The sequence below is a fragment of the Marinisporobacter balticus genome (assembly GCF_004345705.1).
In the GTDB taxonomy this organism is placed as follows: Bacteria; Bacillota; Clostridia; order Peptostreptococcales; family Thermotaleaceae; genus Marinisporobacter; species Marinisporobacter balticus.
Window position 1 is genome coordinate 121,812 of the sequence record NZ_SLWV01000003.1, and the last position, 25,099, is coordinate 146,910.

28 protein-coding genes are annotated in these 25,099 nt (G+C 31.4%); 21 read left to right on the forward strand and 7 right to left on the reverse strand.

Annotated features, from left to right (window positions below):
• The first annotated feature begins 136 nt into the window (after window positions 1-136).
• The 7 genes from EV214_RS03560 to EV214_RS03590 all read left to right on the forward strand — a co-directional run bounded on the left by EV214_RS03560 (window position 137) and on the right by EV214_RS03590 (window position 7,899).
• Window positions 137-1,804, forward strand: a complete 1,668-nt coding sequence (locus tag EV214_RS03560) for a ribonuclease J (protein ID WP_132242791.1) — start codon at window positions 137-139, stop codon at window positions 1,802-1,804.
• Window positions 1,805-1,932: 128 nt separating this feature from the next.
• Window positions 1,933-2,946: an endolytic transglycosylase MltG gene (gene mltG, locus EV214_RS03565; RefSeq protein WP_132242793.1), complete on the forward strand. Its 1,014-nt coding sequence runs from the start codon at window positions 1,933-1,935 to the stop codon at window positions 2,944-2,946.
• 75 nt (window positions 2,947-3,021) lie between these two features.
• Window positions 3,022-3,663 (forward strand): O-methyltransferase, encoded by a 642-nt coding sequence (locus tag EV214_RS03570; RefSeq protein ID WP_132242795.1) that lies wholly within the window; start codon window positions 3,022-3,024, stop codon window positions 3,661-3,663.
• 11 nt (window positions 3,664-3,674) lie between these two features.
• A complete protein-coding gene (locus EV214_RS03575; protein ID WP_132242797.1) occupies window positions 3,675-4,916 on the forward strand; it encodes a peptidase U32 family protein in 1,242 nt (413 codons plus the stop codon).
• Complete coding sequence (gene udk / locus EV214_RS03580) at window positions 4,909-5,559, forward strand: uridine kinase (RefSeq protein ID WP_132242799.1); 651 nt, start codon at window positions 4,909-4,911, stop codon at window positions 5,557-5,559. The genes EV214_RS03575 and udk overlap by 8 nt, the downstream gene beginning before the upstream one ends.
• 64 nt (window positions 5,560-5,623) lie before the next feature.
• Window positions 5,624-7,327 (forward strand): peptidoglycan D,D-transpeptidase FtsI family protein, encoded by a 1,704-nt coding sequence (locus tag EV214_RS03585; protein ID WP_132242801.1) that lies wholly within the window; start codon window positions 5,624-5,626, stop codon window positions 7,325-7,327.
• Between the two features lie 89 nt (window positions 7,328-7,416).
• On the forward strand, window positions 7,417-7,899 hold the full coding sequence (locus tag EV214_RS03590; RefSeq protein ID WP_132242803.1) for a sigma-70 family RNA polymerase sigma factor: 483 nt from the start codon (window positions 7,417-7,419) through the stop codon (window positions 7,897-7,899).
• Here the strand turns inward: EV214_RS03590 and EV214_RS03595 are convergent.
• The 4 genes from EV214_RS03595 to EV214_RS03605 form a co-directional block, all read right to left on the reverse strand.
• A complete protein-coding gene (locus EV214_RS03595; protein WP_132242805.1) occupies window positions 7,797-9,431 on the reverse strand; it encodes a recombinase family protein in 1,635 nt (544 codons plus the stop codon). The genes EV214_RS03590 and EV214_RS03595 overlap by 103 nt on opposite strands.
• A gap of 352 nt (window positions 9,432-9,783) precedes the next feature.
• Window positions 9,784-9,918, reverse strand: coding sequence for a hypothetical protein (locus tag EV214_RS19295; RefSeq protein WP_279233097.1), 135 nt, complete (start codon window positions 9,916-9,918; stop codon window positions 9,784-9,786).
• Between the two features lie 22 nt (window positions 9,919-9,940).
• Window positions 9,941-10,192, reverse strand: a complete 252-nt coding sequence (locus EV214_RS03600) for a hypothetical protein (RefSeq protein ID WP_132242807.1) — start codon at window positions 10,190-10,192, stop codon at window positions 9,941-9,943.
• Between the two features lie 124 nt (window positions 10,193-10,316).
• A complete protein-coding gene (locus EV214_RS03605; RefSeq protein ID WP_132242809.1) occupies window positions 10,317-10,817 on the reverse strand; it encodes an ImmA/IrrE family metallo-endopeptidase in 501 nt (166 codons plus the stop codon).
• A gap of 380 nt (window positions 10,818-11,197) precedes the next feature.
• On the opposite strand from EV214_RS03605, the gene EV214_RS03610 reads away from it, so the two are divergent.
• The 5 genes from EV214_RS03610 to EV214_RS03630 all read left to right on the forward strand — a co-directional run bounded on the left by EV214_RS03610 (window position 11,198) and on the right by EV214_RS03630 (window position 16,201).
• Window positions 11,198-12,037 carry a toll/interleukin-1 receptor domain-containing protein gene (locus tag EV214_RS03610; RefSeq protein WP_132242811.1) on the forward strand — a complete coding sequence of 280 codons (840 nt, stop codon included), beginning with the start codon at window positions 11,198-11,200 and terminating at the stop codon, window positions 12,035-12,037.
• A 246-nt stretch (window positions 12,038-12,283) separates the two neighbouring features.
• The gene (locus EV214_RS03615) at window positions 12,284-13,540 is read left to right on the forward strand and encodes a hypothetical protein (RefSeq protein ID WP_132242813.1); all 1,257 of its coding nucleotides are present in this window, start codon (window positions 12,284-12,286) and stop codon (window positions 13,538-13,540) included.
• A gap of 453 nt (window positions 13,541-13,993) precedes the next feature.
• Window positions 13,994-14,863 carry a hypothetical protein gene (locus tag EV214_RS03620; RefSeq protein ID WP_132242815.1) on the forward strand — a complete coding sequence of 290 codons (870 nt, stop codon included), beginning with the start codon at window positions 13,994-13,996 and terminating at the stop codon, window positions 14,861-14,863.
• A 255-nt stretch (window positions 14,864-15,118) separates the two neighbouring features.
• Window positions 15,119-15,628 carry a hypothetical protein gene (locus tag EV214_RS03625; RefSeq protein ID WP_132242817.1) on the forward strand — a complete coding sequence of 170 codons (510 nt, stop codon included), beginning with the start codon at window positions 15,119-15,121 and terminating at the stop codon, window positions 15,626-15,628.
• Between the two features lie 138 nt (window positions 15,629-15,766).
• Window positions 15,767-16,201 carry a hypothetical protein gene (locus EV214_RS03630; RefSeq protein WP_132242819.1) on the forward strand — a complete coding sequence of 145 codons (435 nt, stop codon included), beginning with the start codon at window positions 15,767-15,769 and terminating at the stop codon, window positions 16,199-16,201.
• Between the two features lie 1,010 nt (window positions 16,202-17,211).
• Here the strand turns inward: EV214_RS03630 and EV214_RS03635 are convergent.
• The 3 genes from EV214_RS03635 to EV214_RS03645 all read right to left on the reverse strand — a co-directional run bounded on the left by EV214_RS03635 (window position 17,212) and on the right by EV214_RS03645 (window position 19,878).
• The gene (locus tag EV214_RS03635) at window positions 17,212-17,448 is read right to left on the reverse strand and encodes a hypothetical protein (protein ID WP_207669615.1); all 237 of its coding nucleotides are present in this window, start codon (window positions 17,446-17,448) and stop codon (window positions 17,212-17,214) included.
• A gap of 225 nt (window positions 17,449-17,673) precedes the next feature.
• The gene (locus tag EV214_RS03640) at window positions 17,674-19,236 is read right to left on the reverse strand and encodes an HNH endonuclease family protein (RefSeq protein WP_132242821.1); all 1,563 of its coding nucleotides are present in this window, start codon (window positions 19,234-19,236) and stop codon (window positions 17,674-17,676) included.
• A 279-nt stretch (window positions 19,237-19,515) separates the two neighbouring features.
• Window positions 19,516-19,878 carry a helix-turn-helix domain-containing protein gene (locus EV214_RS03645; RefSeq protein ID WP_132242823.1) on the reverse strand — a complete coding sequence of 121 codons (363 nt, stop codon included), beginning with the start codon at window positions 19,876-19,878 and terminating at the stop codon, window positions 19,516-19,518.
• Window positions 19,879-20,043: 165 nt separating this feature from the next.
• Here EV214_RS03645 and EV214_RS03650 point away from each other — a divergent pair, with 165 nt between their 5' ends.
• From EV214_RS03650 to EV214_RS03675, 9 genes are all read left to right on the forward strand, one after another.
• Window positions 20,044-20,271, forward strand: a complete 228-nt coding sequence (locus EV214_RS03650) for a helix-turn-helix transcriptional regulator (protein ID WP_132242825.1) — start codon at window positions 20,044-20,046, stop codon at window positions 20,269-20,271.
• 45 nt (window positions 20,272-20,316) lie between these two features.
• On the forward strand, window positions 20,317-20,475 hold the full coding sequence (locus EV214_RS18605; protein WP_165916203.1) for a hypothetical protein: 159 nt from the start codon (window positions 20,317-20,319) through the stop codon (window positions 20,473-20,475).
• Entirely contained in the window at window positions 20,468-21,235 is a 768-nt protein-coding gene (locus EV214_RS03655; RefSeq protein ID WP_165916204.1) for an ORF6N domain-containing protein, read from the forward strand. Before EV214_RS18605 ends, EV214_RS03655 begins: the two co-directional genes overlap by 8 nt.
• A 40-nt stretch (window positions 21,236-21,275) precedes the next feature.
• Window positions 21,276-21,470 carry a hypothetical protein gene (locus EV214_RS03660; protein WP_132242829.1) on the forward strand — a complete coding sequence of 65 codons (195 nt, stop codon included), beginning with the start codon at window positions 21,276-21,278 and terminating at the stop codon, window positions 21,468-21,470.
• 210 nt (window positions 21,471-21,680) lie between these two features.
• On the forward strand, window positions 21,681-21,836 hold the full coding sequence (locus EV214_RS18610) for a hypothetical protein (protein ID WP_165916205.1): 156 nt from the start codon (window positions 21,681-21,683) through the stop codon (window positions 21,834-21,836).
• Between the two features lies 1 nt (window position 21,837).
• Entirely contained in the window at window positions 21,838-21,978 is a 141-nt protein-coding gene (locus tag EV214_RS18615; RefSeq protein ID WP_165916206.1) for a hypothetical protein, read from the forward strand.
• Window positions 21,979-21,989: 11 nt separating this feature from the next.
• Window positions 21,990-22,922, forward strand: coding sequence for a YqaJ viral recombinase family nuclease (locus EV214_RS03665; protein WP_132242831.1), 933 nt, complete (start codon window positions 21,990-21,992; stop codon window positions 22,920-22,922).
• 12 nt (window positions 22,923-22,934) lie between these two features.
• Window positions 22,935-23,822 carry a recombination protein RecT gene (gene recT, locus EV214_RS03670; RefSeq protein WP_132242833.1) on the forward strand — a complete coding sequence of 296 codons (888 nt, stop codon included), beginning with the start codon at window positions 22,935-22,937 and terminating at the stop codon, window positions 23,820-23,822.
• 166 nt (window positions 23,823-23,988) lie between these two features.
• A complete protein-coding gene (locus EV214_RS03675; RefSeq protein WP_132242835.1) occupies window positions 23,989-25,089 on the forward strand; it encodes a replication protein in 1,101 nt (366 codons plus the stop codon).
• Window positions 25,090-25,099: the final 10 nt, after the last annotated feature.

Sequence of the window (25,099 nt, forward strand, 5' to 3'; positions counted from 1 at the left end):
TCCAGAGAAAATGATTTGTATTGATAAGGTATATTAAATAAAGTATAATAAGTTAGGTGTGATTGTCCGGATTTGTTTAGAGTAATGGAGATATGAGCGCGGATATAAACATAGTAGAGAAAAGGAGTGTGATATTATGGTGAGAAAACCAGAAAAAATTAAAGTGATTCCTCTTGGGGGATTAAACGAAATTGGGAAAAATATGATGGCATTTGAATATATGGATGATATCATTGTTGTGGACTGTGGAATGAGTTTTCCAGAAGATGAGATGTTAGGAATTGATATAGTTATTCCGGACATTACATACTTAATAAAAAATAAAGATAAAGTAAGAGGGATTGTACTTACACATGGACATGAAGACCACATAGGGGCATTACCTTATGTATTAAAAAAGATCGATGTGCCTATATATGGAACCAAATTGACATTAGGATTGGTAGAAAATAAACTTAAGGAGCATAAATTATCATCAAGTGTGCATAAGGAAGTTGTAAAGCCTGGCAATGTTATCAAACTAGGAGAATTTGAAGTTGAGTTTATTAAAACAAGTCATTCTATTGCAGATGCGGTATGCTTTGCGATCAATACACCTTTAGGAACCATTGTGCATACAGGAGATTTCAAAATAGATTATACACCGATTGATGGAGAGCCTATTGATTTACATAGACTAGCTGAACTCGGTAAAAAGGGTGTTTTATTATTACTTGCAGATAGTACAAATGTTGAAAGACAAGGCTACACGATGTCTGAAAAAACAGTAGGTGTAACTTTTGAAAATATATTTAGAAATGCAACCCAAAGAATTATTGTGGCTACTTTTGCATCCAATGTACATAGAGTTCAGCAGATTGTTGATGCAGCCTATAAATTTAATCGGAAGATTTCTGTTTCTGGAAGAAGTATGGTAAATGTTGTGAATGTCGCTATGGAACTAGGTTATTTAAATGTTCCAGAAGATATATTAATCGATATTAATGATATCAAAAAATATCCTGACAATGAAGTGGTTGTAATTACTACTGGAAGTCAGGGAGAACCTATGTCAGCATTATCAAGAATGGCTTCGGGAGAACATAGAAAACTAGAAATACAGCAAGGCGATATGGTCATTATTTCTGCAACACCTATACCAGGGAATGAAAAAACAGTATCAAGAGTGATTAATCAATTGTTTGAGAAAGGTGCAAATGTTATTTATGAAGCCTTAGCGGATGTACATGTATCTGGACATGCTTGTCAAGAGGAACTTAAATTAATGCATTCTTTGATTAAACCAAAGTATTTTATTCCAGTACATGGTGAGTATAGACATCTAAAACAACATGCAAAACTTGCGGAAAACTTAGGGATGCCAAGTGATCATATATTTACAATTGAGAATGGACAGTGCGTAGAAATAGCTAAAGAAAGTGCGAAAATTTGTGGCAATGTACAATCAGGTAAGATTTTAGTAGATGGATTAGGTGTAGGGGATGTAGGAAATATTGTACTAAGAGATAGGAAACATTTATCAGAAGATGGTTTGATGGTTGTTGTTGTAACAATCACAAAAGAAAATGGACAGGTAGCTTCAGGACCAGATATTATCTCTAGAGGGTTTGTTTATGTAAGAGAATCTGAAGTGTTGATGGATGAAGCGAGAACAGTAGTTAGAAATGCACTACAAGTTTGTCAAACCAACGGAGTAAGAGAATGGGCTACATTAAAATCTGCTATTAGAGATAGTCTAAAAGGTTTCTTGTATGAAAAAACAAAGAGAAGTCCGATGATTTTACCGATTATTATGGAAGTTTAAAGATAAAAATATGCTGCAAATGTAGCATATTTTTTTATTTATACACGGAATTTTTAGGAAGCGGTTGTAAATAATTGTAGAGAATTGTATAATTAGATAATGAAAAATTATTATTTGGAGGTAGATGGATGAAATTATCTAAATCAAAAGCAATGAAGATATTTTTACTTGCTACAATTATTTTATGTGTAGGAAGCAAAATTTATTTTGATAAACAAGTGGGACCTGTAAACAGCAGTAATGATCAGGGGATTATGGTAAAAATTCCTAAGAGTGCTTCTACGACTAAAATCGCAAAGATCTTAAAAGAAAATAATGTGATTAATAGTGATATTACTTTTCGTATTTTAAGCAAAATGGCTAAAACAGATGGGAAAATGCAAGCAGGGGAATATTTATTAAAGGAGAATATGGATGCGCGTGAAATTATAGATATTTTAGTAAATGGAGACACTGTGAAAGATATGATTAAATTTACTATTCCGGAAGGGTTCGAATTGAAACAAATCATAGAACGATTAGAAGGAAAAGGACTTATTAATAAAGATCAGTTTATAGAAGTAGCAAACTATGGGGATTTTGATTATAAATTTCTAAAAGATATTCCTAAAGGAGAAAATAGACTTGAAGGATTTTTATTTCCGGATACTTATGAAATAGCTAACAATGCTACAGAAAAAGAGATTATTGTAAAGATGCTAAATCGTTTTGATGATATTTTTATTGATGATTATTATAAAAGAGTAAAGGAATTAAATATGCGGATAAATGAAATCATTACGCTTGCATCTATTATAGAAAGAGAAGCAAAACTAGATAAAGAAAGACCACTCGTATCAGGTGTTTTTTATAATAGAATAAAAAAAGATATGAAGTTTCAATCCTGTGCTACGGTACAATATGTTTTAGGAGAAAGAAAACCTAAATTAAGTAATAAGGATATCGCAATTGATTCACCTTATAATACTTATAAATATTATGGTTTGCCACCAAAGCCAATTGCATCCCCTGGGAAGCCATCTATTGAGGCAGCATTATACCCAAAAGAATCAGAATATCTATATTTTGTTGTAAGCAAAAATGGGGAGCACCATTTTAGTAAAACTTACAAAGAACATCTGAGAGCTAAGAATGAGAATTAGCTGATAGGGAAAACTAATACGTGAATAACTTCACGTATTCCTTTTTGTTAATATGAATTAAAGGAGTTGTGTATATTGAGCAATATAGTTAATGAATTAGTAGAAGCATATATAAGAGATACATTACCCCAAAATGAGGGACACCTAAAAGAAATGGAAGATTATGCACGTATGAATCATGTGCCAATTGTTCAACCAGAAGTGGCAAAATTATTAGAAGTGATTACGAAAATAAACCAAACAAAATCTATTTTAGAAGTGGGAACGGCCATAGGCTACTCAGCAATTGTTTTTACGCGTGCGATGGAAGATGGCAAATTGATTAGCATAGAGAGACGCGCAGATATGGTTGAAATAGCAAGAGAAAATATTAAAATGGCAGAGTTAGATGGTCAAATAAAAATTTTAGAAGGAAATGCAGAAGAGGTCATACCAACTTTAGAAGGACAATTTGATTTGATTTTTCTTGATGCCGCAAAGGGGCAATATATGAACTTTCTTTCAGAGAGCATAGATCTTCTAAAAGTGGGCGGGGTACTTATCTCAGATAATGTATTGTATAAAGGGATGATTGCTTCTAATGAATATGTAATACGCAGAAAAATAACCATTGTAAAAAGAATGAGAAACTATTTAGAGTACATTACGAAGCATCCACAGCTTACAACATCCCTTTTATCCATAGGAGATGGGGTAGCTATCAGCTATAAAAAATAGGAGGAAATTAAATGAAAAAGATAGAACTATTAGCACCCGCAGGAGATTTAGAAAGGTTGAAAATGGCCATTGTATATGGTGCAGATGCGGTATATATAGGGGGGCAGATTTTTGGATTAAGAGCAAGTGCAAAAAACTTTTCTTTTGAAGATATGGAAAAAGGTGTTGAATTTGCACATCAAAGAGGTAAAAAAGTATATGTTACACTCAATATCATTCCTCATAATGAAGAGTTAAAAGAACTGCCTGGTTACTTAGAAAAATTATCCCAAATGGATGTAGATGCAATTATTTTATCAGATCCTGGGACACTTATGATTGTACAAGAACTTGCACCAAATATGGAAATTCATTTAAGCACACAAGCAAATAACACAAATTATATGAGTGCGAAATTTTGGTATAAACAAGGCATAAAAAGAATTGTTATGGCGAGGGAATTATCTTTTGAAGAGATGAAAGAAATAAGAGAAAATATTCCCAAAGACCTTGAACTAGAAGCATTTGTGCATGGGGCAATGTGTATCTCTTATTCAGGGAGATGTTTACTTAGCAATTATATGGCCGATAGGGATGCAAATAGAGGAGCATGCGCACATCCGTGTAGATGGGAATATTATTTAATGGAAGAAAAAAGACCAGGAGAATATATGCCTGTTTTTGAAGATGAGAAAGGCACATACTTTTTTAATTCCAAGGATTTGTGTATGATTGAATATATTCCAGAACTTATTGAATCAGGACTATCTAGCTTGAAAATTGAAGGCAGAATGAAAAGTGCATACTATGTTGCAAATATAATAAATATCTATCGAAAAGCTATAGATACTTATTATGAGAAGGGAAAAAATTATCAGTATGATCCACAGTGGATGATTGAAATACAAAAGGCTAGTCATAGAAAATTTACAACGGGCTTCTATATAGATAAGCCGAAGAATAAAGAACAATTGTATGCAAATAGTTCTTATATTAGAGAGTATGATTTTTTAGGGATTATATTAGATTATGACGCATGTACAGGTATCGCTACCCTTGAACAAAGGAATAGAATATTGAAGGGAGAGTTGGTTGAAGTGATGGCGCCAGGGATGAAAAACTTTACGCAAAGCATTGAATATATGTGGAGTGATCAGGGGGAAATCATTGATGTTGCACCACACCCCCAACAAATAATAAAAATCAAAATGGATAAGCCCGTTGAAAAATACGATATTTTAAGAAGTCGTAGAAAGGAGGATATAGTTGAGTAAGCCAATTCTAATTGGAATTACTGGGGGGACGGGATCAGGAAAAAGCACAATTGCGAAAGCAATCTTTGAAAGTTTACCTCAAAAAAACATTGCAATTATCGAACAAGATTCTTATTATAAAGATCAAAGTTATTTACCGATGGAAAAGAGGATCCATACGAATTATGATCATCCATTAGCTTTTGATACAGAATTATTACTTAAGCATCTGGAAGATCTTCTAAATCACAAAGTGATCGAAAAACCTATTTACAATTTTTCAAAACATACAAGGGAAAAAGAAACTGTCTCTGTTGATCCAAAAGATATTATTATTCTTGAAGGCATTATGATCCTTGAAGATAAAAAACTTAGAGAACTAATGGATATAAAAATCTTTGTAGATACAGATGCAGATGTTAGAATTATTAGAAGAATTACGCGTGATATTAATGAACGGGGAAGAACATTAGAATCTGTGATTGAACAATATTTAAATACTGTGAGACCTGCCCATCTTCAATTTATTGAACCTAGCAAACGATATGCAGACATTATTATCCCTGAAGGTGGCTATAATAAAGTGGCAATAGATATAATGGTTTCAAAAGTGAGATCCATTATATATGAAAAACAAAATGGAAGCCAGTTAAAAATAATATAAGGTATACACCTTCCTAGAATTGGAAAATACTATAGTATCCAATTTATCTAAGGAAGGTGTTTTTTTGGGCTATAGAATAGATAGAAAAAAAAGTGAGCAAGAATTGAGTATTTCAAAGAAAAATCAAAATAGAATTTTTGTGATGGCAAGTATTTTTACATTTTTTCTTTTTATGCTTATTGGGAGGCTTGCGTATATTCAATTTGTAAAAGGTAATGATTATGCTATTCGTGCAAAAAGTCAATGGTATAAAGAGATACCGGTGGGTATTGAAAGAGGAAAAATATATGATAAAAATATGATTTTGTTGACTAATAAGAAAGAGACAAGATGTTTGATTATTTTTCCAGAGACTTTTATTGCATCAGAAGATAATATTCAGATAATAAAAGATATTACAGGTATTAAAACAATTCAGTTAAAAGATAATAAATTGTTAAGTAATAGACCTGTTAAGCTTAATATTACAAATAATAATGAAGAATTAATCAAGAAAGTCACATCTATAAAAGGCGTATTTCCTATTGATTATAGTGATAGATATGATCAAAACCCACTAGCCTCTCATGTAATAGGATATATTAACAAAATAGATAATATAGGTGAAAAAGGGATAGAAAAAATGCAAGATCCTATTTTAAAAGAAAACCAACTATACAAAGTAGGTGCTATAGTAGATGCCCAAAAAAGAATGATCCCAGGCTTAGGATATAAAATAATTGAAAATGCATCACCACGCAATAAAAAAAATGTTGTAACGACATTAGATTATCGGATACAAAAAATTGCTGAAGAAGAATTTGAAAAACTCCATAAAAATGGAAGTGTGGTAATACTAGATGTAAAAAATGGAGAAGTAGTAGCAATGGTTAGTAGACCAGATTTTGAACCGAATAATGTAGCAGCATACTTAAAGAGCAATAAAAAAGAATTGTATAACAGAGCTGTTCAAATTGGATATCCACCTGGATCGATCTTTAAGATCGTTGTTGCAGCAGCAGCGCTAGAAAATCAAATGATAGATATGGAAGATCACTTTTTTTGCAAAGGCTATGAAGAAATAGAAGATATTCAAATTAAATGTAGTAGTTTTGAGCGAGGAGGACATGGTAAACTCAATTTAGAAGAAGCTTTTGCATTATCTTGTAATGCCGCATTTATTCAATTAGGCGAAAAAATTGGTGGAGAAAAAATTATATCTATGGCAAAAAGATTTGGATTAGGTACGTTTACAAATATAGGGTTGGTGGAAGAAATATCTGGAAAGCTTCCTTCAAAAGATTATATGAAAGGAGCAGGGATTGGGAATATTTCTATTGGACAAGGAACCTTAGAGGTGACACCTTTACAAATTGCAAAAATGACTGCAATTATTGCTAATGATGGTATGGACAAAGGAATTTATCTTATAAAAAAAATAGTTGATGATCAAGGGCAGCTTGTTGAAAAAATCAAGAGAAATAATGCTAAAAAAGTAATAAGCTATGCGAATGCAAAAAAAATTCAATTAATGATGGAAAAAGTAGTAAGTATTGGAACGGGCAAAAATGCCAAATTAGATGCAATTGAAGGCGTGGCTGGAAAAACAGGATCATCCCAAGCAATTGAAGAGGGGGAGCAAGTGGTTCATGCGTGGTTTACAGGGTATTTTCCTATCAAAGAACCTAAATACGTTATAGCCGTTATTGTTGAAGATGGAGGGTCAGGGGGAGGTGTGGCTGCACCTCTATTTAAAAAAATAGCACAACGAATAAATATTTTAGAGTAGAGAAAAATTTTTTCTTCAAAGACATGCACACATCTATTTTTCGGCACATATAATTTAAAGTGACGTATAATTAGGGGGTGTGCATCTAAATGTGGACGACTGTATTAACATTATCTGTTGTTTTAGTAAAACCTATTTTTACACTGGTATCCTATATTTCTAGCAATACTTCTTTTCCAAAACCATTAACACCAGAGGAGGAAAATAACTATCTAGCATTGTATGAACAAGGGGATGAAGATGCAAAAAATATTCTTGTAGAAAGAAACTTAAGATTAGTTGCACATATAATAAAGAAATATCATAATACGGGAAGAGAAGTAGATGATTTGATTTCTATTGGAACAATTGGATTAATAAAGGCCATAACATCATTTGACAGAAAAAAGGGAACAAGATTAGCTACTTATGCAGCACGATGTATAGAAAATGCTATTCACTCGGCACGGAAACATTTCTACATGTTCCGTTACTTTTTTCCAGTATTCACCCCAAACATTACCAAGTCTATATTCTCTCCATCCCAAATAATTTTTTCAACTAAGGTCCTAAGTAAATTACGCTTACCATAAACATCTAAAGAATCTATCATATTAGAAAATGTTGTAAGCATATCATTCATAATATCTAAGCTGTTAGATTTTAATTGATTACATTCTGTACGCTCACGAAGTTCAAAAAGCTGATCTTTTAGTGTGGCTGTTTTTTGATCCAGGGCTTCAATTTGACTTATGATGTATTTTGTTGCAGTAGAATTTTGAGCTTGCGATAAAGTATCAACTAAATTGGCAATAGAACGCTCATTATTCTTTATATGATTTTCAAGCATAGTAATTTGAGATTTAATATTATTATCAGCTGTTTCTATATTAATTTTATCTGTTGAGATTTTAGTATCTAATGTGGAGTTGTTTTCAGATAGTTTTTTAATTTCTTCGATTACAAGCTTATCTAATTTATTTCCATTTATATTTTTCATATCACATTTCATTTTTTTACTTTTCTCTTTCATTTCACACATATAATAAAAAATTTGTATTCCATCTTTGTCGATTCTTCCTGTTTTAGGACGCATAAAGCTATTACAATTTTCACAACGCAAAAGACCAGACAAAAGTGATTGTGTATTTTTTACTTTCCTAAATGTTTTAGATTTATTTTTAGATATCATTTTTTGTGCATTAATCCATTTTTCACTAGAGATAATTCCTTCATGAGCACCAATAGATATTACCCATTCAGAGTAGTCTCTAACCTTATTTGCAGTATTTTTTTTCTGTATAGTCTTATTATATGCCATAATACCATTTTGCCCGTTAAAATCATTCTCGTCTGCATATAGTTCAAATCCATTTGTAGAAAGATAATTGTATAGAGTTTTGTCGGCAGTTGCATACACAGGATTAGATAATATACCACGCAAAGCAAAACGAGTAAAATCGATATTGTTTCTAGTTTTAATATTGTTTTGAATGCAATATGTTTCAACCTTAGTTAAAGATTTAAGCTCTAAAAATTTATCGTATATGATTTTTACGGTTTCTAACTCGCTTGGAATAGGAGAGAGCCTATATAGTTTTCGTTGTTTCCCAATCTGATCTGTAGTTTCAACTGATTCAGATTCAAAACCTATTGGAGTCATGCCACCAAGCCATCTCCCTGTCTTTGCAAGCTGCATCATATTATCACGAATACGTTCAGCGATAGTCTCTCTTTCAAGTTGAGCAAATACTGATGCTATATACATCATTGCACGTCCCATAGGAGTAGAGGTATCAAATTGTTCTCTTAGTGATATGAAAGCTATATCTTTGCTCTGTAACGTTTCTATTGTGTCTGAGAAGTTAGAAATATTCCTAGATATCCTATCTAGTCTATAGCACATTAAAACTTCAAATTTACCTTGTCCAGCGTGTTTAATCATATTTTGATACTCAGGTCTATCTACATTACCACCTGAAAAACCTTCGTCTTCGTAGACAATAAATTCTTCTATATTATCGAAATGTTTTTGAGCATACTCCTTGCAAAGCTCTATTTGGTTTTGCATGGATTCGCCTTTACCTGTAAATTTTGATTTTCTAGAGTATATTGCTATTTTCATATAATCACCTTTTGTATTAGTATTTACTACTATTATATTATTTTTGCCTATAAATAAAAAGTAGGGGAATATTACCCATTATAGAATAGATAGCTTAGAATATTTCCGAGGTAATAGTGAGAATACGATGGATAGTAGCAATAATCAGCAGCATGAATCAAATTGTACAATGTTTTTTAGGGAAATATAAAGAATTGTAAAAAAAAATAAACCGAACAAGGGTTTAGTTTATTTGATAGATTTCAAATGTGCAATGTCATTCCAATTCTTTGAAGTGACAATCTCAACTGTAGATATATCTTTTGATAAGCTATCAATCTTATCATTAATTTCTAGATGTCTATCGGCATTTTTAGTATCCAGCTGAGTAAAGGTGATCCTTGATTTCTTGTTGCCCTAGTTTAAGTTCTACTACATTACTTTTGATGTCTGTGATATCTAGTTGCATTCGTTGCAGTAGATTTAATATTTTTTCTTCATTTGACATATGAATCATCCTTTCTTGATGGTTACTTAATACGTTTTAAAGCAGCAATATCCGTAATGTTTTTACCAGTAGCAGCTTCAACAAAATTTAAATCATTGTTGATGTTTTGTAGATCATTTTTAATTATTTCAATACCTTCGGTGTTTCTGAATACTTGTGTATGTGTAGCATCAAGTTTTTCTTCAATTCGTGACTGACCTTCTTTAAGATCGTTGATATCAGTTTTAATTGTTTTAAGTTCATTTAATATTTGTTGTAGTAATTCATTTTCCATAATAATCATCCTTTCAAATTCAATACAGAAATCTATACTTATATTCTATCATCATATGAGCCTTTAGTCACTTGGAAATTAATCAAAAAAAAGCTACCGAAAAGTAGCTTACCACATCAAACCCTCATTCATAAATGAAAACAGAAGGCAATTTATAAAGATACAAACATCTTTTTCCATCAATCTTCCAAATAGGTTTTTCCTTAGCCATAAATTCAAACTTCTTCATCAAAAAATCCTTAGTAACATAAAAATAGTCTACTAATTCATCTACAGTACAGGCTTTCCTATCTCTTAATACTTCCAATACCATTTGAGTAGGAAGTAAAAAGTCAACAGCCCATCTAAGAGCCACTAATTCCTTTTTATCAATTTCAATTTGTTCACTATAGCGCAGATATCTTCTAGGGGTAATATCTCCCACAGTAGTCATAAAATGCCCTATCTCTTCAGCAAGAATAGTTCTATATAATCTTTCGTTATTTTTTAAAGATTCACTAATTAATATCATAGAGTAATCACCATCGTAAAAATAAAATCCTAGAGCAGATTCAGGAAGAGAAGTGAATTCTTTTATAATATGGTATTTGTGTATAATATTTTCTAACTCAGATGTCTCTATCATGATATAAGCCTCCAATCTAAGAACTCATGTTCGGTATATTGTAGCATATATTACCATGTTTGGGGAAGAGGTGGATTGTTAACGAGGGGAAAAAGGAATAAATTTTAGTGTAGTTACAGTGAGTTATAAATTATTTTTTGCTTAGACATAATATGACAAAATTTACGAGAAAATGGGTATAAAATGTATAGAGATATATTTGGAGGTATGCAAGTTACATAATAACATTTAGTAACATATATTTTGAATTGTAAAATATTTTGTATTTCTATACTATAAAATCATCTTATATAAGTAAATATTATCGAACTTTTAGGGTGGGTGAGCAATCGTTATATACCATTGACTTTTGTTGCATATATAGATAGGAGGAATGATTGATGGAAAAAACATTAGATCGTGATTATGTTTGGGAGTGTGATTATGGTGTAAGAAAGCCGCTTATTCCGGTTCTTGAAATACTTTTAGAGGAGCAAGATGCTACTTCACTTCAAATGATAAATCTGATGGTCAATCAAAACATTTATAATTTAGAGTTCTTTATAGTACTAAGCTATGACCAGCCAGAAGAGGGCCACATTAACAGAATGAAAGAACTTTTTCTAAATGTTGGTGTAAAATATCGACCCGACATAAATTATGATGAGTTATTTAGTGAAATGGCTTACAAAAGGTTTAACACTGCTACACTCGGAACTCCACATATGCTGGAGATGCAATTCAATGCACTGTTTGATTATAAAGAAAGGGATGAAGTTGCAAAAATAATTTCAATGAGACCACTTGGGAAAAAAGTTCCTGTATTTCTGAGCCATACATCAAGAAATAAACCAGAGATAGAAGATTTGATTCCGTATCTTAATGCTGCTAATCTACCAATTTGGTATGATGATATTAACATTGATTATGGTGAATCAATAGTTACAAAAGTACAAGAGGGTATAAAAGAATCTGGCGCTGTAATATTTTGGATTACGAAAGAGTTCATAAAATCCAATTGGTGTCAAATTGAAATGGATGGTTTTTTAACGAGACTTGCCGGAAGAAATGACATTTTAGTATTAGCGGTGGTACATGAAGATGTAGATAAGAATGATTTGCCAGTTTTCTTATCAACTAGAAAATATTTAGCGGTATCTAAACCAGATTCGTTAGAGGCTGCTGCAAAAAAACTTATTCCAACATTGAAAAAGTATTTTAAATCAAAAGGGCTTCTTTAGAGAATACATATATGATTTTCTAGCAAAATTAGTTAGTATAATAGTACATAATAAAAAATAACTTTTGATATAAGTAGTGAAAAAAGAGGAAAACAGTTTTTGAATCTTGGAGAGAGGGTAACGTTATTAATTTTTACAATCGGTGGTTGGATTTGAGAATTTGTCAAATTTTTAAGCAGTATTTAGAGATATGCAATAAATTGATATAATATACAATAGGATGAGTTTTCATAAGGGGTGAGGAGCTTGAAGAAGATTGAAAATGAAATGCCTAGTATTCAGAAATTTAAAAATGAAATAAAGGGAATGAAAATAGTATCTTTTTTAGGAGGAAGAGAAGTTAGAAAACAATTCCAAGATGTTCAAAAGCAATTCAATAATTTACTCATGCAAATAGAACTGTTTAATGAACGATTTTCTGACAAAGGATGGATAGTTTATGATTCAATTAGTTTAACGTTGATTGAGAAAGCTAATCAAGTGTATGATGAGAAAGGAATAGAAGAAGCAGAAAAAGTATTGACTACATATTATTCTACTGAAATAGAAAAAAATTTATTTATGTTAAAGAATTGTGAGGAATTGGCATTACGTTATAATTTAATATTAAGAGCATTCGAAGATCATAAAGAAGGTCGATATCATGCAAGTATCCCTGTGTTTTTGATGATTATAGATGGAGCAGTAAATGATTATACTAAGAGAAAAGGATTTTTTGCAGAGGATACAGATGTCAGTGCATGGGATTGCCTTGTAGGATGTAGTGATGGATTGGCAAAACTAAAAAATATATATTGTCAAAGACGGAAAAAAACGAACATAGAGATGATTGATGTTCCATATAGAAATGGGATATTACATGGAAGAGATTTAAATTATGATAATATACTTGTTTCTAGTAAATGTTTGGTATTGATTTTTGCAATTCACGATTGGATGATGAATAAGAAAAATGAAGAAATTAGAAAAGATAATTTTCAAAAAGATCAAGAGGTACCAACGTGGAATGAACTTGCTAAAAAATTACAGAAAAATAATGAAGATAAAATTACGATAAAAGAGTGGAAACCAAGAAAAGTTATTATTGGAAAGGATATTCCTGAGAGTGGAGAATATGAAGAATATGATAGTTATGATTATGTTAAGAAAGTAATAAAAGTGTTTGAATGCTGGTCTAAGCAAAACTATGGAAGGCTCTCAATTTTACTTAAAGACTTATTTAGATATGAACAGTCTGAAAAAGTAAGACCTAAACTATGTAGAGAACTTTTTCAAAACAAAGCTCTTATCTCGTATAAATTGCTTGAAGTGGAAGAAAGAGCAATATCTTTAAGAAGAGTGCTAATCGAGGTAGAATGGGAGACTAATGGAAAATCGAAAGTTGGAGAATTAGAGTTTGGGTTAGTATACCAAAGAGGTGATGGGCAAGGGCTTATTCCAGATGATGAAAATGGAGATTGGATTATTAAACCATGGAAAGTACAAGCGCTATATCAAATATAATATAAATTTAAATCAAACTAACGAAACAAGTCAAGGGCGTGGTGAAAAACTCAACATTTTAAGCTACAATAAGAATTAGACTTTATCTAGTTCTTATTTTTTATACAAAATATCCTAGGAAATCGACCATAAGTGACAAATTTTACGACAAAATAGGTGTAAAATGTATAAAGATATATTTCGAGGTATGCAAGTTTATAATTATGGATTGTGAAGTATGGATAAAAGTATTATGAAAAAAGTAGAGTAGGGGGAATATTCTTTAAATTAATCTTTAAAAACCTGTTTTAAATTGTAAAATAATCCATATTGTTGTAATATAAAATCATCTTGTATAAGTAAAAATTACCTAACCTTGTTTCGCAAATATTACGATAAAAGGTATAAAAAACGAACTTTCAATGTCGGTAATCAATAGTTAGCTGACATTCAAACTGTGTATTGGAGGTTTTTATGAAGTTTAAAGAAATTTTTCCTAAATATGAAAGTTATAATACTAATGATATGAATATGAATAATTTAGATATGAATTTAGTTAAAGATATCTGTAGTATATTACCAGATGGTATTAAAGAAAGATCAAGAAATTATACAGGACGAGGAAGATTAGCGGTAGATAGTTTGATGGTTGAATTGTGTAATCTTGTATCTAAATATGCATCATCAGAGCGAACTGCTAATTGGGGATGGGATTTTATTCTTAATGACTATTATGAGTATATATATGGATTTAAGAATAAAAAATTTCATAGATTTATGGATTTTGTATCAGAAGCAATTTTCACTATAACTGATAATAGTTCAATTTATGATGTTAATGATATTTTAGAGGAACATAATATTGGATATAGGTTAGTTGATAATAGAGAAAAACCATGGGTATTAGCTGATAGTATTGATATGGCTAATATAGAAGATACAATAGAGTGTTTAGAAGAAATTAGTTCGCAGGCAGTTGAGCATATAAAACAAGCAAAGTCTCAATTAAAGGATATTGATAATATACGAGCAAGAAAAGATGCTATAAGAGATTGCTTATCTGCAACTGAAACAGTAATTAAAAAAATTACTGGAGAAAAATCATATGAGAAAGCAGCTGAATATTTTAGAATTAATGAAAAAGATTGGGGACCTAAATTTATAGTTGGTGATTGTATTAATATTTGGAAGAGATTTCACAATGAATACAAAGACATTAGACATGGGGATGCTTATATATCTGCTTTAACATTTGAAGAAACTATTTATTATATAGATAGAATTTTAGCTTTTGTAAACTATATTGTAAAAAAAGCTGAGATTAATGGACAAGTTAACGCTTGAACATAAGCTAACATGCTATTTGTATACATTCCACTAAAAATATGTGGAACGTCGCAATATAGCAAGCCCGTTAGGTGACATAGTCGCTAGTCGTATACTTATCAGGATTTCCTATGGATATAAAATGGTTAGTAATTATAGCAGAGCATATAAAGAGAGTGTTCAGAATCAAAATGTAATTATTTTGAGTTTTATAATACTGTTGTATATCAAATACCATACATAAGGAAAATAAATTAATGGAGGTGCTGTAAAATGGGATTAATACAATTTATTAGAAATTTCATGATTCTTATTATTTCTTTATTGATATTAATAAATATTTTGGCAATATCTTGTAGCTTTCTAGTAGCTAATGAACTAGTTAAATTGATGCCAGTAAATGTTAATTCGCTAATGGGAATTGCATTAATAACTGTTTTTACATCAATATTTATTTTTGTAATCACAAGCATAGCTTACTTGTTGTGCAAAAATAAAAAGAAGCTTAAAGTGATACTTGATATAAATTATCTTTTTAATTTATATATTTGGGGACTGCTAAGCTTATTTGAAGTTTTTAAACCAGAGATGATAAAAGATAGTATATTGAGTTTAAATGAAATCAAATTTATATCGAAATTTACTTCAGCTGGAGCGGCATGGCTCTTTTTTGTAAATCTAACTAATTATTATTTTTGTTCAATTGTTATTTTCGAACATAAAGTGATAGATAAACTAAAAAAATGTTGGGCTTTCTCTGAGGAAAGCGACAGCATCACCTAACAAAACATTAGCAGACATCTCTTCACTGGGTGTAAGCACCGCCATAGGGTAAAGCTCTAAGGAACCAGTTCAGAGACGTCGCTAATCCGAAATGTTATCAGATAGAATCGTGGGCTTATGTTAATATGGAGGGGTTTAATGGAAAGAAAAGTTGTAATAAAATTTATTATAATATCAGTAACAATAGCTATTATTCTTACTATTGGATATCAAATTTGTAAGCATTTACATGCAAAAAAAATTATCAATGAAATTGATAGTTTAACTGTCTATGACACAGAAACATATAATTCAGAAGAGATAGATGGAAAAATTATTAGCTCTATTGTGGATTTAGAAGACTTAAAGGATAAGATCAATTATTTTGAGGTAAATAATGATATTGCTAAAACCTTATTTCCTAAAGCAAAATACAAACCAAATTTTGTTTTGTGGAAAGGTGAGAAATTAGGGGTTGATAAGTTGAAAAATGGTGATGAAATTAAAATAAGAATCAGCTGTTACGATGGTTTTTTTGCTATTGTGGGAATTGAAGGCTACTATGTATTTGAGGGTGATATAAAAAAAGAGTAGGAAGAAGCTATAAATTTTAGTAAATTTCACGAAGTGATAAGCAAATAGTTTTGCAGTTGCCATATATGTATAATTATTTTATTAATTTTATGGATAGATTGTTAATCCATCTGATAACATAGACTTTTCATTATCGTACTAAAAAGATGTAGGCCGACGTAAAGCCTAAGCACGTTATGGGAAATTAGTTGCTTATGATATGGGGGAAAAATAAAAAATGTTTATCACAAGTTGAAAATAAAAATGATAACAAGAATTATAATGTACTAATGTCATTTCATTTATTCCTTATGCTATTCTTAAATAAGTATGGTTTGGAGTATCATGTAACTTCTAAAAGTAAATTTAAAGATTTAGTAAATAAGACATATTCTAAGATAAAAATAAGAAAGGGTTTATCCGTTTTCTTGACTAGAAATAAAGTGACTAAGGAAGCGAAGTGGATAATAACCAATTTGAAATTATAAAATGCGCTATTAACTTCCCATAACACGCCAGTTAGCGACATGCCTAATTGTTAATAAGCATTGCGCGAGATTTGGATGTGAGTGATTAAGTTATTAAGAGTAGAAGATGAACAAGGCACGATCACGAACTGCGGGAACATTAATATAGATTCCAAACAATTCGAGTGCAACACAATAGTAGGGCGTGGTGAAAAACTAAAATTTCATATAAGATGCAAGTGTTTTAAGCTCTTTAAACAGAATTTTTTTGAGATTAAATAGTAAATTACCATCAATATGATCTGGTTTTAGAGTTTTTCACCAGGCCCAGTAATTGTGTTGCATTGGGTGAAACTCATCAAATAATTGAAAATACAAGGATAGAAGGTGATTTTTATAATCACCTTTTCCTTTTTTACATTTTGAATGCAACATATTATAAAATAGAAGTGTGTTGTGTTTACTATATTTTTATATAGACTCTTAAAACAAGCAGGGCAGGGCAAAAATAAAATAAACACCTAAGAGCAGACATAATCAACATACATCCAATCTCAGGTATTTTTATCTACTCACCCAAAACCTTCCTAGCAACCCCCATACATTTATCAATTTAAAATATTTCAAAAATACTCCCCGTATTATCAACACCAATTCTTCTACATTTGTACTATCATCAACCAAATCATAAATCGTATTTATTTCAATAATATATTCATCATCAGGAGCACCTGGAAATAATTGAATTGGGTCCCATTCATCAATTATGCTTTTTAATTTTTGATAATTTATTTTTGGCATGAAATCACCTCAAAATAGCAAGAAAAATAGTTTTGTTCACAAAATATGGATAATAGGAAGCGGAATTACATTAGTTTAAGGACATAGTTCAATAAATTTAGGTTACAGTTTAAAAAAATGATAGATTATGTTTTTTTATGGTGGATATCCGTTTTCTATTAGAATGTCCACCATGATTTTTTTGTATGGAAATATTTACTCGGGCACCTCAGTTTTGACCATTTCTTAATTCTTATATGTTGAATTGCAGTATGGATGGGCTAATTGTGCATTTTCTACAGTGCCTAATCCACCTTCACTTTTTCGTGTCTTATGATCTATAGTAATTGAATTTTTATGTAGTAAACTGTTGCATATAGCACATCTATTAGCTGTCTTTACACTTTCTACTATGAAAGCTAAAGACTTTCTTTCTTTAGAGAATTTCTTAGCCTTTATTTCTTCCTCGTCTTTTACAGCCTTCTTTAAATAAGCAAATTCCTTACTTTGTATAATTTTATCAATTGTTTGTTCTACATCGTTTTTATTAAGTAAATTTTCCATAATTGCGATATAATAATCTCTAATATGAAGGTATCCATTCTTAGATTGTCTATATTTTCTTACTATCTGTTGCACTAAAAATTCATAATTTAAGAGTATCTCTTCAAAATCTTTTCTTATTTTTATAAAGTTATTAAATTTTTTATTTTCTTCTAAATATATTACGAAGCTCAATACAGCATAATATGATGCAATTTTATGACGACCTCTTAATGAATAAAAATAAACTATCGGATGTAGCCCTAAAGAACTAGGATGTACACTGTTTATTCTAGAAAGTATTTTTTTAGTCCTTTTTAAGCATTTAATAGTTTCATTCCCATTTACATCATCATTAATACTATCTAAATTTTTATCGGATATTTCATTTACTATATTTATCGTTTCATAAACCAATGTCAACCCATCATTAGAAAATATTTTTCCACCTATAGGTAAATCAAGTGTTTTTATTGGTGTTTCATAAATAGGTCTAAATAATAATGTATGTATCTCTGTAGCCAATTTTTGAATTTCATATTGCTTTTCTGTTCCAAATATAGACCAATACTTATGCCCCTTACCACTTCTTATAACTGCTCTAGCTGCTACTCCATTAGCTTTTTTCCTAGATTTTATTAACATTAACTCTGTTGGGTGGATAGGTGCAGCTTGTTGATTTATTTTAAAAAATGATTCTTCAGCTTTTTTAGAATTACCTTCTACCCACTGAACTTGAAGAGCTAAGGCGCCTAAGCCCTTTGCTCTTTCTGCAACATATTTCGATACTTTTTCTGGATACCTATTAGCTATTTTATAATCCTTAAAAGGACCTATTTCTGAGTTTATTATTTCTCTAGTCTTTTCAGCTATTTCCTTTTGCTCTTCTGGTATCTCTCCGCCATAGTATTCCAAAGATATGCTTCCATCCCCATAATCGTTGTTTATCCAACTCGATAAAGCACTTAGTCTATGAGAACCATCTATTACAAAAATATAATTCCCTGAACTTCTCCATAAAATTACTGCTGGAACCAATTCTCCTTCTATAAAACTTTTGATAAGCTCTGCAATTTTATTACCATCCCACTCATTTGTTTCTCGTTGAAAATCGGGTTTTCTTATAGTAGAAAAGAAAAATGACTCATATTCCAAATCTGGTATAGATAATGTTGTTTTATTTCTACCTAAAGCCACTTGAGTTTGGTCTTGAACATCAAAATCCTCTCTTGGAATAAGTGCATCTAAAACTACCTTATTAGCCATACGCCTACCTCCTTATGATTTTATTCATAATCCTATTATGAGATACTAAATATTAAAAAAATTAGTTATTTATGATATGTGTTCACCATATCACATACAAAATTAATAATATGAAGTTTGTATTATAAACATTAAGAACTTGTATAAAATATGGACTAGGTGTATATCAATCACTAATATGCAATGTTGCATGATGAATATAATAACAACTAAAGAAAAATATTCCATAAACATCCCTAAAAAATACTCAAACCTACAGATTTGAGTATCAATAACGATTTATTTCTTCTTCAAAGTCCCATCAGGATTATACTTTTGCTTCAACAACTCAATATACTCTTCAACTTTTGAAATATCTTCCTCAGCTAGTCCACCAATATTTAGATTATGATAAGCTTTGGTTTCTATTTTGATTTCATCATTAGAAGGACTCTTAATATCTGTTCTTCCAAGAAGATAGTCAGTTGATACACTAAAAAACTCTGCAAATTTTTCAATAGAATGTGCATCTGGCATACGTCGATTACTTTCATAATGAGAAATCGAAGCTTTTCCTGTATTAAAGATCTTAGCAAGTTCTTCTTGAGTAAGATTTTTTTCGACTCTTAGTTCTTTTAACCTATCTCCAAAATATTTTCTCATAATGTTCATCACCCATCTTTATTATATAGGAAAAATACGCAAGAGAAACGAAAGTTTCTAAAATGTATATTTTTTTTATCTTTTTGGTAAAATACATATTGACAGTATACAAAAAAGAAACTATAATTTAAGTATACAAAAAAGAAACAAAAGAGGAGGAGTATAATGAGAAATTTAAAGTCACTTAGAGTGAAGCATGATTTAAACCAAAATAAAATCGCACAAAAACTTGGAATATCAGTAGTTTCATACAGAAACAAAGAAAATGAACATACTCAATTTACTTTGAAAGAAGCAAAGAAAATTTCAGAAATATTTAATACTTCTATTGAAGAAATTTTTTTTAAAAATGAAGTATACAAAAAAGAAACAAATGATCAACATTCAGCTTAATTATAGTTTTCCCACTTCAAATAAAACCATTAGGAGGTGAAGTTATTGGCAAGATTACCAGCACTGAAGTTAGCTCAAGTAAAGGGTGAGATCGTTGAAGATGGTGAAGATAGATGGGATTTTGCGACAGCCTCTGTTCGAAAAGCGATTGATAGAAGACATATTGCAGAAAAAAAAGAAAGGAGGGATACAAAGGATGAATAACCTAGTACCAATCGAAATGGAGGGGCAGAGAGTTCTAAGTACAAAACAATTAGCAGATCGCTTTGAAACAGATTCAAAGCAAATAACAAGGAATTTTGAAAGAAACAAAGACAGATACCAAGAAGGGAAACATTATTTTGCATTAACTGGACAAGCTTTAGTAGATTTTAAAGGCTCACGTCAAAATGACGACACCCTTAAATTTGTTTCAGTATTGTACTTATGGACAGAAAGAGGTTGTTTCTATCATGCAAAATCGTTAGGAACAGATAGAGCGTGGGAAGTGTATGACCAATTAGTAGAAACGTATTTCAAAGTAAGAGAGCTTGTGAAACCACAAAGTATAGAAGATTTAATAATTTTACAAGCAGAAAGTATGAAAGAAGTAAAAAGGCAATTAGCTTTAACGAGAGAGGAAGTAGCTACAACAAGAGAAACAATAAAAAACGTAAAAGATACTTTGCTTATGAAGGATGATAATTGGCGAAGGGATATACAAACCATGGTCAATAAGGTTTCTAAAAATTCTATGATGAACTTTCAAGAGACAAAGTCTGAAAGTTACAGATTATTAGAAATGAGAGCACATTGCAATTTAAATGTACGAGTAAAAAATATGAAACAAAGATTGGAAGAGACAGGATCAACAAAGACACAAATCAATAAGGTATGCAAGTTAGATGCAATAGAGAGTGATCCGCGTCTTAAAGAAATCTACTCAAGCATAGTTAAAGAAATGGTTATCAAGTTCGTAGCATAGTACAAACTGGGATTTTCATAAAGTGTAATGAGGTGGTGGTATGAATATTAGAGTTCATTTTCCAAAAACACAAGAGGGGCAAGAATTGTTAAGAGAAAGAATAGCTGAGGTTCATGTGAATATGATAAAAGAGCATATCGAGAAGCAACAAATAGATCAAGAAGAAAAAATTAAAATTTGGGAGGGGGTTAAATCTGAAATCAAAAGACGAGCCAAAGAAGGAGGTGAAAAATAAATGATTAGCGTGGAAACTTTAGAAAGATTGTATGGTGAAGCTGGACTAGTAGCAGTTTGTAGAGATGGTAAGTTTGTAAGATTTGAAAAAAAGTTGGACAAGTAGAAAAAAAGACCTTATCAGATGGCAGTCTGAAAAAGGTCACTAGAAAAATTATAGTTATTAGTATTATAGCAGATTTGCCCAAACGTATTCAAGGGAGGAATGAGCATGGGAAAAACATACAGAATAATCGGAACTAATATGGAAGGTCGTATCGTACAGCATGGAGCGAAAGGTCTTGTAAGGTTAAAGGTTACAAAGAATTACAATCCATTCATGAGAGAAGTATTTGGAATGGAAGAACTAGAAGAAGTGAGTTGTTAATATGGCTGATCTTACAAGTATGTACGAAAGATATGTGGATAGGTTCTTAGATGAAGCAGATAGAAACTGTGAGGAAGTTCTTGAATTGCAAAGTTTCGAAGAGTTTTGTGACGAATATGCAGACTGTCATAGAGAGTATTAGGAGGGGAACATATGCAAGCTAAAGTTTTAGTAAATACATTAAATATGAATCACGACGAGTGGCTTGGTTCAAGAACTAAAGGTATTGGCGGAAGTGATGCAGCGGCAATAGCGGGATTAAATCCTTGGAAATCTCCAATATCGGTTTTCTTGGATAAAACAGGAAAGGCAGATCCAGTAGAAGATAACGAGCGAATGAGAATAGGAAGAGATTTAGAGGATTATGTAGCAAAGAGATTTGAAGAAGCAACAGAAATGAAAGTTAGACGTAGAAATGCGATTTTACAACATCCTAAATATGATTTTATGTTTGCGAATGTTGATAGATTGATTGTAGGGAAAAATGAAGGGTTAGAATGTAAGACTACAAATTCATATGCAAAGAGCGAATGGGAAGAAGGAATACCGCTACATTATGAAATACAGTGTTTGCATTATATGGCAGTAACAGGAGCAGATGCATGGTGGATAGCATGCTTAATCGGAAATGAGAAGTTTGTTTATAAGAGAATCGAGAGAGATGAAAGCGCAATCAATCATCTTATCAATATTGAAAAAGAGTTTTGGGAAGATCATGTTCTTGCCAATGAAATGCCGGCTCCCGATGGATCTAAAGATGCAGATGGTATTTTAAGAGAAATGTATTCAAGTTCTGATCCTGGAACAGTAATAAATCTAGAAGGTTATGAATTTGAACTTAAGATTCAAAGGTTAGATGAAATAAAAGGAATGATCAATAAACTAGAGACTGAGAAAAAACAGATGGAACAAGATATACAACTGCAAATGGGAGAAAATGAAACAGCTTTAATTGGAGATAGAAAGATAACTTGGAAAACTTCAAAGAGTAACAGGTTTGATAGCAAAAGATTTAAGATGGATCATCCTGAGATGTATAAAGACTATATTAACGAAAGCGTAAGTAGAAGATTCTTAATTAAATAGGAGGAGTTAAAAATGGCAAGCGACAGAGCGAAAAATGCTTTAGCAAGTAAAACAAATAGTAACGAGATAAGCGAAAAAAAAGAGCCTAAGACTATGAAAGATTGGATTAAGGTCATGGAGCCTGAGATAAAAAAAGCTCTTCCAAAAGTAATAACACCTGAAAGATTTACGAGAATGGCTTTAACTTCAATAAGTGTAAATCCAAAACTAGCAGAGTGTACACCAAAAAGCTTTATGGGAGCGTTAATGAATGCAGCACAGCTAGGATTAGAGCCAAACACACCACTTGGACAAGCATATTTAATTCCATTTAAAAACAAAGGAATTTTAGAAGTGCAGTTCCAAGTTGGATATAAAGGATTGATAGATTTAGCACACAGAAGTGGAGAATTCGCTTCAATACAGGCACATGCAGTATATAAGAATGATGATTTTGATTATGAATATGGATTAGATCCTAAATTACACCATAAACCAGTCTTAAAAGATAGGGGTAATGTTATAGCATACTATTCGTTTTACAAGCTTAAAAATGGAGGATATGGCTTTGAGGTAGTAAGTAAAGAGGATGTACAAGAACATGCTAAAAAATATTCTCAGAGTTACAACAGCAAATATTCACCATGGACAAATAACTTTGATGAAATGGCAAAGAAAACAATACTAAAAAAGGTATTAAAATATGCACCAATTAAAGTTGAATTCCACAGAGAACTAGCTCAGGATACAACTATCAAAACAGAAATATCAGATGATATGACGGAAGTTGAACCGGAAAATGTATTTATAGAAGCAGATTATGAAGTTGAAGAAGAACATGAACTTCAACATGAAGAAAAGGTTGAAGGCAGGGACAATGAACAAGCAGACCTAACTGGTACACCATTCGAAACCAAATAGGAGGACAAGCTATGAAATATATATCTAGATCAATTAAGCGGGGATATATTCCCCGCAGGTTAAAAAAAGAGCGCAGAATCCGAATCTGCATAGTTATTCTATCATTAGTCTTGACAGTAATTTGTAAATTTATACATGTAAATGTGTTTTATAAGTAGGTGGTGAGATGGCAAATCCACAAACTAAAAATGGTTATACGAAAATTGCACATGAAATATTAGAACAGATTGCACAAGTAAAATTAAACGGTACGCAATTTAGGATTATCATGGTGGTTTGGAGATATACTTACGGATTTAATAGAAAGGATCATGGGTTATCAGAAACATTTATTTCTAAGGCTACAGAAATTCATAAAAAGCAAGTACAACGAGAATTGAAATCTCTTATTGAAATGAATCTAATTCATGTAGTTGAAGAAGCAACTTTTTCATCACCAAGAACGATTGAGTTTAATAAAGACTATGAAAGTTGGGGGGGAACTAAAACGCTACCTCCCAACGAAAAAGATACCCATACAGGTAGCGAATTAGTTACCTCCCCAGGTAGCGAATTAGCTCCCCAAGAAAGATATATTAAATATAATATTAAAGATAATAATGATGATGATATAAGCGCGCAAGGGAAAGAAAAATATGCTGAGGTAAATGCCGACTTTATCCAGCAACAAAATATTGATCAGCTAGATGCCGACTCTAGCGATCAAAAAATCGATTCGAATAATTCTGTCGCCGATATGGATGCCGACTCCATACAACAGAAAACTCCTGTCGCCGATGTAGGTGCCGATCTTACACAACAGGATAAAGAAAATCCAGATGCCGACTCTGGAGAAGAATCGAATCTTAGAAAGCTTGAACAATATTATGCGAAAAAGCTTAGTAGATTTCCTGGAAGTAAGGATCTACAGATCATGCTAGAAGTCTATGAAAAAGGCTATCCAGTTGACTTTGTTATTAAGTGTATAGACTTAGGGTGTAAGCGATATAAAAAAGCAAATAATGGACGGATAGACATAAACAGTTTTAATTACTTCACTTCGCTCATTAAAGACGAGTGGGAAAAAGAAAAAGCTAGAGAAGCAGCAGAGAAAGCAAATCCAAGTGAGCCAGCGGTGGATATTACAAAGCATACGCAAAAGAAGAGCGATTATCCAAAACGCAATTATAGTCAGAAGCAAAATAGGTTCAACAACTTTGAGCAGCGGACATCTAAGTACACCAAGGAAGAGCTAGAAGTTTTGTTTAGGAAAAACAAATCGAATTAAGGGGGAGTAA

Bases quoted from the DNA above. Each gene is read 5' to 3' on its own strand.
- EV214_RS03560 (WP_132242791.1), top strand. From the start codon at position 137: ATGGTGAGAAAACCAGAAAAAATTAAAGTGATTCCTCTTGGGGGATTA.
- mltG (WP_132242793.1), top strand. From the start codon at position 1,933: ATGAAATTATCTAAATCAAAAGCAATGAAGATATTTTTACTTGCTACA.
- EV214_RS03575 (WP_132242797.1), top strand. From the start codon at position 3,675: ATGAAAAAGATAGAACTATTAGCACCCGCAGGAGATTTAGAAAGGTTG.
- EV214_RS03590 (WP_132242803.1), top strand. From the start codon at position 7,417: ATGTGGACGACTGTATTAACATTATCTGTTGTTTTAGTAAAACCTATT.
- EV214_RS03595 (WP_132242805.1), bottom strand. From the start codon at position 9,431: ATGAAAATAGCAATATACTCTAGAAAATCAAAATTTACAGGTAAAGGC.
- EV214_RS19295 (WP_279233097.1), bottom strand. From the start codon at position 9,918: ATGTCAAATGAAGAAAAAATATTAAATCTACTGCAACGAATGCAACTA.
- EV214_RS03600 (WP_132242807.1), bottom strand. From the start codon at position 10,192: ATGGAAAATGAATTACTACAACAAATATTAAATGAACTTAAAACAATT.
- EV214_RS03605 (WP_132242809.1), bottom strand. From the start codon at position 10,817: ATGATAGAGACATCTGAGTTAGAAAATATTATACACAAATACCATATT.
- EV214_RS03610 (WP_132242811.1), top strand. From the start codon at position 11,198: ATGGAAAAAACATTAGATCGTGATTATGTTTGGGAGTGTGATTATGGT.
- EV214_RS03620 (WP_132242815.1), top strand. From the start codon at position 13,994: ATGAAGTTTAAAGAAATTTTTCCTAAATATGAAAGTTATAATACTAAT.
- EV214_RS03625 (WP_132242817.1), top strand. From the start codon at position 15,119: ATGGGATTAATACAATTTATTAGAAATTTCATGATTCTTATTATTTCT.
- EV214_RS03630 (WP_132242819.1), top strand. From the start codon at position 15,767: ATGGAAAGAAAAGTTGTAATAAAATTTATTATAATATCAGTAACAATA.
- EV214_RS03635 (WP_207669615.1), bottom strand. From the start codon at position 17,448: ATGCCAAAAATAAATTATCAAAAATTAAAAAGCATAATTGATGAATGG.
- EV214_RS03640 (WP_132242821.1), bottom strand. From the start codon at position 19,236: ATGGCTAATAAGGTAGTTTTAGATGCACTTATTCCAAGAGAGGATTTT.
- EV214_RS03645 (WP_132242823.1), bottom strand. From the start codon at position 19,878: ATGAGAAAATATTTTGGAGATAGGTTAAAAGAACTAAGAGTCGAAAAA.
- EV214_RS03650 (WP_132242825.1), top strand. From the start codon at position 20,044: ATGAGAAATTTAAAGTCACTTAGAGTGAAGCATGATTTAAACCAAAAT.
- EV214_RS03655 (WP_165916204.1), top strand. From the start codon at position 20,468: ATGAATAACCTAGTACCAATCGAAATGGAGGGGCAGAGAGTTCTAAGT.
- EV214_RS03660 (WP_132242829.1), top strand. From the start codon at position 21,276: ATGAATATTAGAGTTCATTTTCCAAAAACACAAGAGGGGCAAGAATTG.
- EV214_RS18610 (WP_165916205.1), top strand. From the start codon at position 21,681: ATGGGAAAAACATACAGAATAATCGGAACTAATATGGAAGGTCGTATC.
- EV214_RS18615 (WP_165916206.1), top strand. From the start codon at position 21,838: ATGGCTGATCTTACAAGTATGTACGAAAGATATGTGGATAGGTTCTTA.
- EV214_RS03665 (WP_132242831.1), top strand. From the start codon at position 21,990: ATGCAAGCTAAAGTTTTAGTAAATACATTAAATATGAATCACGACGAG.
- recT (WP_132242833.1), top strand. From the start codon at position 22,935: ATGGCAAGCGACAGAGCGAAAAATGCTTTAGCAAGTAAAACAAATAGT.
- EV214_RS03675 (WP_132242835.1), top strand. From the start codon at position 23,989: ATGGCAAATCCACAAACTAAAAATGGTTATACGAAAATTGCACATGAA.